Source organism: Variovorax sp. WS11 (assembly GCF_010499245.1).
GTDB lineage: Bacteria > Pseudomonadota > Gammaproteobacteria > Burkholderiales > Burkholderiaceae_C > Variovorax.
The window spans coordinates 1,229,933-1,242,896 of record NZ_JAAGOW010000005.1 but is presented as its reverse complement, the minus strand read 5'-3'; the positions used below and the strand labels follow the sequence as shown (position 1 = coordinate 1,242,896).

At 65.1% G+C, this 12,964-nt stretch carries 12 protein-coding genes; 7 read left to right on the top strand and 5 right to left on the bottom strand.

The features are described from left to right. The first annotated feature begins 356 nt into the window (after nucleotides 1-356). On the top strand, nucleotides 357-740 hold the full coding sequence (locus tag GXN78_RS40470; protein ID WP_106561126.1) for a hypothetical protein: 384 nt from the start codon (nucleotides 357-359) through the stop codon (nucleotides 738-740). A 318-nt stretch (nucleotides 741-1,058) separates the two neighbouring features. Next, nucleotides 1,059-1,271 carry a hypothetical protein gene (locus tag GXN78_RS40465; RefSeq protein WP_106561125.1) on the top strand — a complete coding sequence of 71 codons (213 nt, stop codon included), beginning with the start codon at nucleotides 1,059-1,061 and terminating at the stop codon, nucleotides 1,269-1,271. Between the two features lie 334 nt (nucleotides 1,272-1,605). Here the strand turns inward: GXN78_RS40465 and GXN78_RS40460 are convergent, their stop codons facing one another. Next, on the bottom strand, nucleotides 1,606-1,929 hold the full coding sequence (locus GXN78_RS40460; protein ID WP_106561124.1) for a hypothetical protein: 324 nt from the start codon (nucleotides 1,927-1,929) through the stop codon (nucleotides 1,606-1,608). Nucleotides 1,930-2,338: 409 nt separating this feature from the next. On the opposite strand from GXN78_RS40460, the gene GXN78_RS40455 reads away from it, so the two are divergent. From GXN78_RS40455 to GXN78_RS40445, 3 genes are all read left to right on the top strand, one after another. Continuing rightward, complete coding sequence (locus tag GXN78_RS40455; protein ID WP_106561123.1) at nucleotides 2,339-4,456, top strand: thioredoxin domain-containing protein; 2,118 nt, start codon at nucleotides 2,339-2,341, stop codon at nucleotides 4,454-4,456. A 267-nt stretch (nucleotides 4,457-4,723) separates the two neighbouring features. Beyond that, the gene (locus tag GXN78_RS40450; RefSeq protein ID WP_106561122.1) at nucleotides 4,724-5,017 is read left to right on the top strand and encodes a hypothetical protein; all 294 of its coding nucleotides are present in this window, start codon (nucleotides 4,724-4,726) and stop codon (nucleotides 5,015-5,017) included. A gap of 350 nt (nucleotides 5,018-5,367) precedes the next feature. Further along, nucleotides 5,368-5,901, top strand: a complete 534-nt coding sequence (locus tag GXN78_RS40445; protein WP_106561121.1) for an SMI1/KNR4 family protein — start codon at nucleotides 5,368-5,370, stop codon at nucleotides 5,899-5,901. Between the two features lie 200 nt (nucleotides 5,902-6,101). Here GXN78_RS40445 and GXN78_RS40440 read toward each other — a convergent pair whose 3' ends face one another. After that, nucleotides 6,102-7,478: an IS4 family transposase gene (locus tag GXN78_RS40440; protein WP_106561512.1), complete on the bottom strand. Its 1,377-nt coding sequence runs from the start codon at nucleotides 7,476-7,478 to the stop codon at nucleotides 6,102-6,104. A gap of 272 nt (nucleotides 7,479-7,750) precedes the next feature. On the opposite strand from GXN78_RS40440, the gene GXN78_RS40435 reads away from it, so the two are divergent. Continuing rightward, nucleotides 7,751-8,098 carry a KTSC domain-containing protein gene (locus GXN78_RS40435; protein ID WP_106561542.1) on the top strand — a complete coding sequence of 116 codons (348 nt, stop codon included), beginning with the start codon at nucleotides 7,751-7,753 and terminating at the stop codon, nucleotides 8,096-8,098. Between the two features lie 347 nt (nucleotides 8,099-8,445). Here GXN78_RS40435 and GXN78_RS40430 read toward each other — a convergent pair whose 3' ends face one another. Both GXN78_RS40430 and GXN78_RS40425 read right to left on the bottom strand, forming a co-directional pair. Beyond that, nucleotides 8,446-9,624, bottom strand: coding sequence for an IS91 family transposase (locus tag GXN78_RS40430; protein ID WP_106561490.1), 1,179 nt, complete (start codon nucleotides 9,622-9,624; stop codon nucleotides 8,446-8,448). A 12-nt stretch (nucleotides 9,625-9,636) separates the two neighbouring features. Further along, a complete protein-coding gene (locus tag GXN78_RS40425) occupies nucleotides 9,637-10,557 on the bottom strand; it encodes a site-specific integrase (RefSeq protein ID WP_106561491.1) in 921 nt (306 codons plus the stop codon). A 380-nt stretch (nucleotides 10,558-10,937) separates the two neighbouring features. Here GXN78_RS40425 and GXN78_RS40420 point away from each other — a divergent pair, with 380 nt between their 5' ends. Beyond that, nucleotides 10,938-12,173 (top strand): IS4 family transposase, encoded by a 1,236-nt coding sequence (locus GXN78_RS40420; protein WP_164256397.1) that lies wholly within the window; start codon nucleotides 10,938-10,940, stop codon nucleotides 12,171-12,173. Between the two features lie 169 nt (nucleotides 12,174-12,342). On the opposite strand, the gene GXN78_RS40415 is transcribed toward GXN78_RS40420, so the two are convergent. Further along, a complete protein-coding gene (locus tag GXN78_RS40415; RefSeq protein WP_239142849.1) occupies nucleotides 12,343-12,885 on the bottom strand; it encodes a plasmid pRiA4b ORF-3 family protein in 543 nt (180 codons plus the stop codon). Between the last annotated feature and the right edge of the window lie 79 nt (nucleotides 12,886-12,964).

The window sequence follows — 12,964 nt, the reverse complement described above, 5'->3', positions numbered from 1 at the left end:
GTTCGTTCAAAGTTAGATCGGATTCCCATCAAATTTACGCCCTAACTTTGACGATGGCGCGCGTAAGTCGTTGATTCGATGAGGAATCGGCCCAATGCCTGAACGCACTCTTGGAGCTTCACCAAAGCGGGCAGGGTTGGGTGGCGCGCGCCCCGGTCGCATCAAGCGCGTGCGAGCTGCCGCGTGCCGGTCAACATTGCGCGGCCAGCCGCTTGGGGCTGCGAGAAGCGGTTGGCGACAGTTGCTGCTCCGACGGCGAAGTTTCACCCGCCGCAGGCGAGGCAGCAACACAAATCAATTGGCAGGATGCAAAGGTCGGCCTACATTGGTCTTTCACCCACCATAAGGATCGCAACATGCCCATTCGCTTCGCATCGATGACCCACCGCATCGCGAAGAACGGCGCGATGCTTCACAAGGCGATGATGGATCGCGTCCACTCGCTGGGGGCGGACCATGAGCCGTCCGAAGCCGAAAAGGCGCTGGCCGAGGAGCGCCGCCTGCTCAAGGAGGAGCGTGCAAAGCGCCAAGCGCGAGCGCAGCAGCCGACGGCGAAGGCAATCGACAAGCTGGTGCGGACGCACCACCCGCAGGCTAAAGAGAAGCCCAAGGCGAAAAAAGAGCCCAAGGAGGCGAAGGCTAGCAAGGCTCACAGGCCCTCGCGTGCCGAGAAGCACGCCGCGCAGGCGGCGGCTCTGCAGGCCGCGAGTAGAGCGCCGAAGAAGACGTCGAAGACCTGAGGAGGATCTCTGGCAGGCGCCGCAATAGTGGTAAGGCAGCCTACAGCCGTTTCCGGCCAGGACCAGTCATTCGAGTGCGCTGTGGAAGTCGCTTCGTAGCGGAGGCTCGCCCGTTCAACCCGCGCGGTTGAACAGCGGGGGGCACACGGCATCAGTACCGTAGCGGTGGCCATTGCCGGCCTCCTTGCTGAGCTGGGCCGCCTTCTGGATGTACGCGCGCTTGATACCTCCTGGAGGAAATCGGCGCGCGGACGAAGACAAGACAGGCGCCTGCAGCGCATACTGAAAGACTGCTCCCGGCACGAAAAGAGTTCTGTCGTGTTCACAACTGAAATTCATTTGCCCGAGCGCGCCTTGTTGGCCGGGACCCGCGGCGCCTTGGGGGCAGGCGTGGGCCTGCTGCTTTCCGACGGGCTCAGCGCAGAGCGACGCAAGAATATCGGGTGGACGCTGGTGGCCGTTGGCGTGCTGACCACCATCCAGCTCGCGGCCACGCTGCTGTTCGGTCGTCGCCGAAGGAGCGACGCCTGACTTGCAGAGCCTTCTTCTGCCCGGGCCGCCTTGGCGTCCAGGTGGCGTGCATACTCACGCTGAAGTTGATGAACCCAAGCACGCTGAAGATGAGCGTCAGGCCCAGGGTTGGCAGGGCCACGACCGTCCCCATCACCAACCCATTGGCCAAGTGCTGAACGATATCGGAGAACATCGCGCCAGAGGAAGGTGGAAGGAGAGCAAGGGTCGAAAACAATCGCGTGGTCGCATCGCCCAGGCGGCGGGCGAAAAACGGCCGAAGCGCCAAAGCGGCCAGGTCAGGATCACGGCGAAAAAGTCCACAACTTCTGATTCTTCGATCGGGGCCGCGATCTCAGAGAGGTTCGTACAAGGTCTTGAGCCCCAGCCAAGCTGCCGCGATCACCGCATTCACCGACACGCTCAAGGCACTCGGCACATAGAACAGCGCCGATACCGCCGGCGCGCCAATCAGGATTTCGACAATCCCCCCCAACCCGTACAACAGCACGGCGCACCACAGCCAGCGTCGCATGTAAATGGGAAGCCAGTGAGCTTGAAATTGATTGTGACGCCAGGCCGCTGAGCGCTCGATGAGGCTGCCTTGTGTGACGTCCAGAAAGAGCCACTCGAAGAAGAAGTAGCGGTACAGGAGAGTGTGGAAGGTCAGCTCATGCACGATCCATTTCCTTCTGATGGCGGTGGTTCGTCCCAGTCGTTTCTGATGGCGTATCGGGAAGACTGATGCCTCTTGCGGGCCGGCGACTTTGCCAAGATGGACATCATCGACTGCGGCGCTGACGCTTAGACAATCTATGCAATGCTGGGTTCCATGGCAGCGCCTTCGCACAGAACCATCAACGCGCATGTGTGGCCGAGACTCTCAAGAGGCACCGACCCGGACATCGGCCGAGTCGATCGTGGCCGACTTCGCTGGCTGTACGGGCCGCGTTGGTGCGCTCGTGATAGCGCAGCACCGCTTCGACCTTGTCGGCGTCGTGGATGTCGGCGCCGCCATTCCCATGGAGGTGTAGCGTACTTTCCTTCCTTGATCGTGACCGCGCCTCGATAAAGCATAGGCTAAAACAATGGCGAACGTTCCCAGACAGACTCCGACGCCGGGGCCGCTGTCCCTAACGCCTCGCAGTCCGCAACCCGCGGACTGCCGCGCCAACCGCCTTGCGCGCGAGACGAGTCCCTACCTGCTGCAGCACGCGCACAACCCGGTGGACTGGTTTCCATGGGGCGAGGAGGCGTTCGCCAAGGCGCGCGCCGAGGACAAGCCCATCTTGCTGTCAGTGGGCTACGCCACCTGCCACTGGTGCCATGTGATGGAGCGCGAGAGCTTCGAGGATGTCGGGCTGGCGCGCCAGTTGGCCGATGCCTTCGTCGCGATCAAGGTCGACCGCGAGGAACTGCCCGACGTCGACCACGTCTACACGAGCGCGCTGCAGGCGCTCACGGGCCGCGGCGGCTGGCCGATGAACATGTTCCTCACGCCGCAACTTCGCGCCTTCTTCGGCGGCACGTACTTCCCGCCGCGATCGCGCCAAGGAATCGCCAGCTTCTCCGAGGTGCTCGCCGCCGTGCGCGAGGCGTGGGTCCACCGGCGGGGTGACATCGAGCGGGAGGCCCAAACGCTGCTCGATCTCGTGCGCCGCGGCACGACCCTCTCTGCCCGTACGTCGGCCGATGACGTGCACCGGCGACCCGTGGCCCAGATCGCCCTGCGCTTCGACGAAACGCACGGCGGCTTCGGCAGCGCGCCCAAGTTCCCGCAGACTCCGCTGCTGCAGTATCTGCTGGCGCTGGCGGCCAGCGGCGACGGGAGCGCGCGCACGATGCTCATTGCGACGCTGCAACACATGGCCGCCGGCGGAATGTATGACCACGTCAGTGGCGGCTTCGCTCGCTACTCCACCGATGAGCGTTGGCACGTACCGCATTTCGAAAAGATGCTGTACGACAACGCCCAGCTCGCGCGCGTGTACGCCGGCGCGTTCAGGCTGACCGGCGAAGAGCGGCTGCGCCATGTCGCCGAGGGCACATTGACGTACCTGTTGCGCGAGATGCACCCAGCGGCTGCGCCGGCAGCCTTCGCTTGCGCGCAGGACGCCGACGCCGAGGGCGTCGAGGGCAAATTCCACGTCTGGACGCTGGCCGAGTTCCGCGCCGTGCTCGGCGCCGATGCACAGGCCGCGGCGCGTCTGCATGGCGTGTCGGAGCAAGGCAATTGGGAGCACGGCACGAACGTGCTCGAGCGCCGCGATCCGGAAGGCGTACGCGCCGAACTCGATCTGGAACCCGAGGCCTTCGCGTTCTGGGAGCGCTCGGTGCGCGAGCGCCTCTACGCAGCGCGTGCCCGGCGCGCCTGGCCGATTACCGACGACAAGGTGCTGGCCGACTGGAACGGCATGGCGCTGCGCGCATTCGCTGAAGGAGGGCGGCTGCTCGGGCGAGACGACTTCGTGCAGGCTGCGCGAGAGCTCGCGCGCTTCCTGCTGGCCGCCATGGCCCGGGACGGGCGGGTCCACCACGCCTGGCGCGACGGCACGCTGCGAGACGAGGGGTACCTGGCCGACCACGCGCAGCTCGGGCTCGGCCTCCTGGAACTGCATGCAGCCACCGGCGAGCTGGAGTGGCTGAACGCCGCGCTCGACCTGTGCGGCGGCATGGTCGAGCGCTTCCATGATGCGGTCGAAGGCTTCTTCGACAGCGCGTCAATCCAGCTGCCGATGCGGGCGCGGAACCTCTTCGACGGCGCAGTTCCCTCGGGCACTGCGGCGGCGTGCGAGCTGTTGCTGCGACTGGCAGGCCCCTTTGAACGGAACGACTGGGCCGACATCGCCCGCGCTGCGCTCGAGGGTCACGGCGCATTGATGGAGGAAGCGCCGATGGCCGCATCGGCGTTGCTGCATGCACAGCTGCTGGCGGAGCAGGGGGCTGAACTTGCGATCCCAGCGGGACCAGGCAGCGAACGCCTGTGGGCGGCGGCGCAGTCGGCGTTCGCGCCACTGGTCACACTCTTCCGTGGCTTGCCAGGATCGATGCCGCCGCTCGAAGGACGGATTGCGGGCGAGGCCTACCTGTGTCGGAATGGAAGCTGTGAGCTACCGGCGCGATCGGTCGAAGCGCTGCGAGAGCAACTGGCAAAGGGGTTCTCTGGCCCGGCCGGCAAGTTCGCAGCATCGGACGGCACCGCTTGAGGGTTGCGGCCGAGCCATCGGCTCAAGAGAAGGCCCGGCGATCGTTCCAACACGCGGAAATTGGCAGACGATGCCCTTGCGCCGACGGTTGCGCGCGGCTTCGACCCGCCGATGCCGTGCTGGAATGGAGCGCGGTGCCACGGCTCACGCCGGCTTGGCGCCCGTGGCCACCAGCATCGGCGCACCGCCAGTTGAGCGTTTCAAGCAAGCCCTCCGTATACTGCTTGGGCTTCAAGCCCGATTCAACCCGATTCAATGGAGGTCGCTATGGCAGTAGTGATGAACATGGAGTGGGACGGCGTCACGCGTGAGCAGTACGAGGCCGTCAGGAAGATCGTGAACTTCGAAGGCAATGCGCCAGCGGGTGGCTTGTTTCATGTCGCATCGTTCAGCGACACAGGGATTCGGGTCACCGACTTGTGGCAGTCGGCGGAGGACTTTCAGACGTTCGTCGAGAAACGGCTGATGCCAGGCACCAAGGAAGCCGGCATCCAGGGCGAGCCGCGAGTGCAGATCTATCCGGTCCACAACCTTTTCACGCCAGGCTTTCGCCCCCTTTGACGCAACTCAAGCTGTGTGCGCCCGGCGCGAAACGACGGGCGCCTCGCCCCGCCACCGTTGAGACCAGTTGCACACGAACCGCCGACTAGTAGCTGGGAGTCGGCGAAGACGAACTGCCCCGCGCTTTTGGCGCGGCGGTGTTCCTTGATGCTGCGCCGCCTGGCCTTCTCGTCAAGCCAGTACGACAGCGACAGGATCTTGCCGGGTGATGGCCGAACAGACCGAAGCATGAAGTGGCGCCCCCTGGCGCCTTGGTTGGAGAACGCCAGCGACAGGCAAAATCCGGCCAACACCAGTCGTTCAGGACCTCGGCCCAAACTTGGTCAGAAACGAGCCTCGCCTCCAATCCAATGCTCATCGACGAACTCTTCAGTCTGCTCCCGCGCCCCGCCCAGCCAAGGGAGCAAGGCACCGCGGCCAAATGGGGGACCGTGACGTCCAAGCTTGGCGGGCCGCTGCCCACCGACTACATGCAGTTCGTTGACCACTATGGCTCGGGGACCATCAACGGATTCCTGACCGTCTTCAATCCTTTCAGCTCGAACCCACACGTGAACTTGCTGGACCAAGTATTCGTCCAGCTATCGGCGCTGCGCGAACTTCGGACCAATTTCCCAAACGAGTTCGAGCTCCCGCTCTTTTTCGAGCCCGGCGGCCTTCTGCCCTGGGCAGCTTCCGATGATGGAGACGTGTTCTGCTGGAGCACCGTTGGCGAGAGCGGCGCATGGGAGGTTGTCACTGTGCCGCGCAGCGATTCGCCCGAACGGTTCAAACTGAGCATGTCGCAGTTTCTCGCGCGAGGACTGACCGGCCAGGTCAAGTCGTCGGCCTTATCTCCGTATTTTGCTTCGGGAACGGGCTCATTTGAGCCGCACCCGGCGTGAGGCAAACTTCGGCAGACGGCCAGAAGCAGTCCTTCGACCTTGCCCCGACTTGTTTTGTCTCCAAATAGGCCGAATTCGTGAAATAGTGCCAACAATACGAACCTTCAGTCGACTTGTGATTGACATCAATCGGAATACCGTGAGGGCTTGGTTTCTCCCTGGGTAGGCATCAAGGACCAACCCCTTAAGGCGAATGGCACTTACTTTGGCCTGCACGCGTGACCGTGTCGCTGCACATGTCGACGGGCCTGCTCGCGCGGCGTCTTCAGCCATGGGTACGGTTTGGGCCGTCGCTTTCGCATTCGCGGCTCGATGCGCCCTGGGCGGTGGCCGACTTTGGATTGAGCGATCAATGCGAACAGCCGCTGGTTGTCCTTCGCGGCGCATAGTCCGCGCGTGGTCCACTCCGTCCATAGTTGCACCGTGTGTTTGAAGCTCAGGCCGCGCGGATCGACGCCGGCCTTGCAAGCGGCCTGCGCCATCAGCAGCCGGATCACGTTGTAGGCCAGCAGGTGCACCCACATCTGTTTCTCGTTCATCTGCGGCGTCTGGCAGCTCAGCACCTCCATGCCCGTGGTGGTCTTGAGGTTTCGCAGGTCCAGCTCGACGTTCCAGCGGCGTGCGTAGAGCGCCGACAGATCACTCTTGCTCACCTCTCGAGGCTCCAGCAGCGTGGTGACCAGCACCTGGTGGCCCACCTTGGCTTCGCGCAGCATGATGTCCTCGGGCACGCGCGCGTACTGCTCGTGTGTCATCCACTCGGGACGCGCCGGCCTGGGCCAGCACACGATGTGATCGCGCGTGCCCAACTGCTGGCCGCGGCGGAAGTCCGTGATCCGCGCTCCGTGCTGCTCGAACACGACGTCCACGCCCTTGTCCAGCAGCGCGGCGATCAGGAAGTAGTTGCAGTACAGCGCGTCGGCGAGCATCACATCGCCCGCGCCAAAGCCTTCGAGCAGGCGGCGCACCAGCGCGAGTTCTCCGCTGCCCTTGCCGCTGTACGGGCCAATCGCCGCGTCCAGGGCTGCTCCAGTGGCCAGGCAGATCACCGCCACCAGCCGCGCCAGCGGGAAGCCCACGCCCGGTGCCTGCGTGCTGGGCTGCGGATACACCGCCTGGTTCTCGGGCGTGTCGGGCATCGACAGGCCCGTGCCGTCCACCAACTTGACCGCGCGGCCTCGCCACTTCCAGGGCGCCAACGCCTTTGCGCTCAGCTCGCGCCCCGTTTGCTGTGTGAGCGCCGTGACCATCTCCAAGGGCAAGCGCTGGCGAGCCTTGCAATACGCGCCCGTGCGAACGCTGCACGCGCTCAACCCGTCGGCCGCGCGCTGCGCCGCCCAGCCATTGACCGCCTTCTGGCATGAGCCATCGGCCTCCAGCGTCTGGCGCATGAACATCGACAGCGTCACCGTCGGCGGATACAGCCGCTCGCGATGCTCGGGCAGCAGCGCTTCGGTCGTCTCGAGCAACTGCGGGCTCGTCAGGATGTTGAAGAACTCCACCGCCTCGGTCGTGCGTGCCCGCCGTTGAATGCCTCTGCGGCGTTGATGCAAATCGCTTCGGGCTTTACGATCCATGCTGGCTGGCCTTTGGTGAGATGGTTTGGATGCTTCGTAACCAACCATCCTATCGATCCAGGGTCAGCCACCCTCCCTTTGCAATCAAGCACTTACGCCTCGCCGAAGGCTCAGCGGCCCAAAGTAAGTGCCATTCCCCTTAAGGCCCGTTTCGTACGGGCCTTCTTTTGTTTAATCGACAAGCGCTTGGCTCAGGCGCTCCGCCATGACGGGGGCAGCCAGAGGGGGACATCGCGGCAAGCTTGAGCCGAGGAACAAAATTGGAGGTCACGTTGAGATTCATCTTCTTTTCGGCGCTTGTTTTGATATGCCAAGTCGCCACGGCGGAAACCGTTCAAGTCAAGTATCACGGCGGCGTCGCACTTGACGCCTTCGCATGTGCAGACGTTAAGGAGAGCGGTGATATTTCGCGGATTTGCTACGACAAAGCAGAGCGGTACATGGTCATTCAGCTCAAGACGACCTACTACCATTACTGCGAAATCGACGCCGCGACAGTGCAAGGTCTCCAAACGGCCAGTTCGAAGCGGCAGTACTTCGAAACCCGCATTCGCGGTAGCGGCGCGGACGGACCATTCGACTGCCGAACGCACCCTATCCCGAAGAAGTATCGGCAGTAGTCGCCGGCTACCGGAGAGCATTTATCTGACGCCGTGCCGACGCTGATCGAGCGCGCTGGTGTTGCGGCGGCAGATAAACGTCGATGGACTGAACCGCCGCTCGGCGATGGCGTGCGGGGCTGTTGGGGAATGTAAGGTTCAGACGCGGTGACGGTAGTACGTGCGGGGTGTGGAGGGGTGAGCGTGGGTGCTCAGGCGGCGACTGGTGACGGCCGTTGGGCGGTCGAGGCGCAAGCGATGGGTCGTTCGCAGCATAGCGATGGTTCGGTCACACACGTCGGGACGATCCGCACCGCCGTCGCGATGTCGGTGGACAAGTTCTTGGACGGTGATGCGCCGGCCGGGTATCACGGCGGACCCCGGCATGCAACGGCTTGCGGTGCAGCGCAGCCGCGCTGTGGTGGCAACACCTGCACGGTACGCCAGTGCCCCAAGCGGCAGTGCGGGCAGCACGAGACTTCGATGCCCGTGACGCGCTGCAGGAACGTGGCGGCGTCCTCTCGAGCCTGGGCATTGGCCGCGGGCATCGACAGCGCCAAGCGGGCCTGCGCGAGCCGCTCGGCCTTGACGGCCGGGCTCAGCAACCCGTAGTGGCGGATGCGCTTGAACCCCGGCGGCAGCACATGCTGCAGGAAGCGAGCGATGAAGGTCGGCCCGTCGATGAGGACCGTTCGCTTGCCGCCATGATCGTCGGCGCGTACGCGCAGTCGCACCCCGTTGGCATCGATGCCGACGATGCGCTCGTTGGAGACTGCCACGCGGTGCGTGTAGCGCGACAGGTAGTCCAACACCGTCTCGGGGCCAGTGAGCGGCGTCTTGGCATACACCACCCAGTCGTGACGCTTGAGCTCGGCCAGCCGTGCCTGGCGCATCGCCGGCGTGTTGGCCGGATCGCGGGGCAACTCGCCGGCCTGACTCGCGCGGCGCAGCGCGTCGACGAACTTGCCTCTGAACACGCGTGACAGCGCATGCACCGGGAACAGGAACGTCGGGCTACGCTTGGGTGCACACCACAGGCCATCGCCGTCCAACCCACCGCAGGCCATCAGCGCGTGCACATGGATGTGGCGGCGCAGGTCCTGCGTCCAGGTATGCAGCACCAGGGTGAAGGCAGCTGTTGCACCGAGCCAGCGCGGGTTCGCGGCGAACTCGCTGAGCGTGGCCGCTGCGCATTGCATCAGCGTGCGGTACACCCAGCGCGCGTGGAACTGCGCCAGGGCGTTGAGGGCGTGCGGCAGCGTGAAGACCAGGTGGCAGTACGGTACCGGCAGCAACTCGGCAAGCTGGGCCTGGCGCCAGGCGTCGCGGGCGTCGTTCTGGCACTGCGGACAGTGCCGGTTGCGACACGAGTGGAACAGCCGCTGCTCCTGGCCGCACTGGTCACAGCGCTGCAACTGACCACCCAGCACCGGTGTGCGGCAAGCGACGATGGCGCGCCAGGCACGCGCCTGCGGCGTGCTCAGCGTGTGCTGGCGCAGATAGGCCGGCCCGAAGGTGTGCAGCACCTCGGCCAGGGTGGCGCTCATCGCGCAGCGGCTTCAGTGCAGCGGCGGTCGCGGTGGCGTCGGCGGTGACGACGGCGCCTCTGGCTCGACCTTGGGCAGATGGGCTAGCAGCGCCAGCGCGCTGTCGCCTGCGCTGTGGCCGGGGCGGGCCATGCGAAGGTAGCGGCTGGTGGTGCTGAGCTTGGCGTGGCCGAGCAACTGGCTGATGCTGTTGAGGTCCACGCCGGCTTCCAGCAGATGTGTGGCAAAGCAGTGGCGCAGCGTGTGGATGCCGCCGACCTTGGCGATGCCCGCAGCGTTGCGCGCGGCGTAGAAGTAGCGCCCGGCGCTACGGGTGTCCAGGTGCTGGGAGGGGTTCAGCCGCGCAGGGAACAACCAGTCCTCGGCCTGTGCAGTGCGTCTGCATTGCCGCCAGTACAGCCGCAACTGCTCGAGCAACTCCGGGCTGAGCAGGCTGTAGCGGTCGTGCCCTCCCTTGCCCGCGATGACGTGAATGCACATGCGGTCGGGCGAGGAGTCGATGTCGCAGCCGCGCAGTTGACACAGCTCGCTCACGCGCAGCCCGCTGGCGTAGGCCGTCATCAGAAGCGTGCGCGCCTTCATGGACATCGGCGCAGCCAGCACCGCTGCCACTTCGGCGCGAGACAACACGTCGGGCAGCCGCTGCGGGGTGTGACCCATGGGGATGCGCTGGCGTCGCTCGTTCTGGCCGAGCACCTCGCACACCAGAAACCGCACGGCGCTGGAAGCCTGATTGACGCTGCTGCGCGCCAGATGCCGCTCGCGCACCAGGTGCAGCAGATAGGCCTGGACCTCCTGGTCGGTGATCAGCTCCGGGGTTCGGCGGTAGTGACGGGCCATCTGCGCGACAGCCCTCAGGTAGGACTCTTGCGTGCGTGGCCTGAAGCCACGCAGCACCATCGCATCGATCATGCGTTGACGTAGTGGTGTCATCGTCGTCTCCGAGTTCCGGGGAACATTCCCCGCAACCAAGGTACAACTCACCTCCGCGCAACGCGATCTGCCCTCGTCGCACACATCCACCGCGTCAGCGGTTTAGTCCAACGGCCAACAGCAGACGTTGAGGAGCGTCCCCCAATGAGATTCCAGAAGCTGCAAAATGCCCTCGATTCGGGGTTCCTGAAGCCCGCGCTCTGCAGGTTTTCCGAGCCTCCCGCTGAGGCTGAAATCCTCGCGCTCAGCGCGCAAAGACCCTGGCCTCTAAGCGCTGCCCATGTTGACCTTCTCTCCCGCTGGGGAGGGTCAAGTCTCAATACTGTTCGGATAGAGATATTTGATGCATAATGACTGCCGTCCCAACGACGGAGTCGAGCATGGCGCGAACCAAGGCGGTCCTGGGAAGTGGAGCAAGGCTGGCCGACTTTCTGAGTGCCAGCCTGCTGGCGCGGGTCGTGCCGGCCGAGGTGGTGAATGCGGTGCTCGATGCTCACGGCTGCAATTCGCAGCGCGTGCGCAGCTTTCCGGCAGTAGCAGGGGCGTACTACTGCATGGCTCTGAGCCTGTACCCTGAGGCCGCGTACGAGGAAGTGTTCGCCGCCGTGTCGCAGGGCCTGGCCTGGGCCGCCGGGGCTGCCGAGCCACCCCGGGTGACCAAGTCCTCGATCAGCGGCTTGCGCAGCAAGATCGGCGCGGCGCCGATGCGTGAACTGGTCGAGCGCTGCTGTGTGCCCATGGCTGACGCTCAGGCTCATTCCCACGCGTTCTATGCCGGCCTGAGGCTGGTCGCCATTGACGGCAGCACCTTCGAGTTGCCTGACGAGGCCGAGAACGCGGCGCATTTCGGCTACCCGGGCAGCCGAATCGGCCATGCCGGCTACCCGCAGGCGCGATGCGCGGTGCTGGTTGAGTGCGCGACGCACGCGATCCTGGGCGCCAACCTGGGGCCCTACCGCAGCGGCGAGTGGGAGCTGTTCCAGCCGCTGTTGCCCCGGCTGGGGCCGGGCATGCTGTGCCTGGCCGACCGGGGGTTCAACGGCTTCGAGCACTGGCAGCAGGCGCAAGCCACCGGCGCGCAGTTGCTCTGGCGCTGCGTGGGCAACCGCCAGTTGCCGGTGCATCGCATGCTCGACGATGGTTCGTACCTCAGTGCCATCCATCCCACCGGTGTGAGCCGCAGCGAGGCGACGAGCCAAGCCATCGTGGTGCGCGTCATCGAGTACGCCTTGCCGGGACTGGCCGATGCAGAACCGCGCTACCGACTGCTGACCACGTTGCTGGACCCGCAGGTCGCCCCGGCGTTGGAACTGGCAGCGGTGTACCACCAGCGCTGGGAGATCGAGGGCGTGTTCGACGAGCTCAAGACGCACCTGCGACAGAGCCGCCGCGTGCTGCGCAGCAAGACCGCGGAGCTCGTGCGCCAGGAGTTCTATGGCTGGGTGCTGGCGCACTACTCGGTGCGCTGGCTGCTGCATCAGGGCGCCACACGGCATCGAATGGCACACGCCGAGCTGTCCTTCACAGGGCATGTGCAGCTGCTTCGCCGCGCACAGCCCCGCTCCGGGGCCTTTCCCCCCAGCGCGCCCGAGGCGTCGACGACGGTGGTTCAATGAACTGCTCGAAGCCTGCGCCCGGATCCGCGCCACCCGCACGCTGAACAAGCGCTCGCCGCGGATGGTCAAGCGGCGCCACTCGCCTTACGCATCATTCGACCACCACGCGCCGACGCGCGGTATCCGTCCGGCCATCACACTTGACGCCTCCCTTCCTGCCTGAGCCGGCTCAGAGGCGCTCGGACAGCCAGTCGCGGATAGCCCGGTTGGCCGAGTTGATGTCGAAGCTCTTCGGGTCGAACGGACCGCCGCACCAGCGCAACATTGCGTCGTGCTGCTCGTGGGACGGATCGCCGATGGCCTGCAGGAACTCCTCATAGCCACCGAGCCCGCCGACGTCCTCTGGCGGACAGGCGTTCGCGCCGGCCAAGCACATCGGCCAGCTGTTGCGCCCTTCGTCAGGGAGCTCGACCGCCTGCACCGTCACGTCGTGGTGCCAACCATCACCGAGGTCGTATTCGTGCAGGAAGCCTTTGACCGTCGTGCCCACCACCTCGTCGAGGGTGAACTCATCGTCGGGCAGTACGGGTTTGTCGTCGATCCACTCGTCATCAGGGAGGCCGTACAGGTTGCCGTCGATGGCGAACAGGTGCATGTGGCTGTTGGTCCAGCCCATCGCCGCCTGGATGATGCGGTCCAGATCGGCCAGCGTCATGTGGCCGGGCACGCTGATCAGCCGCCAGACGGTCGGCTCGCTGCCCTCGAGCTTCACCAGCAGTCGGTAAGCGTGCTTGGGCTTGGATTTCCTGCGTGCAGCGGTTTTGCGTGTGGCCATCGCCGCAGCGTAGCAG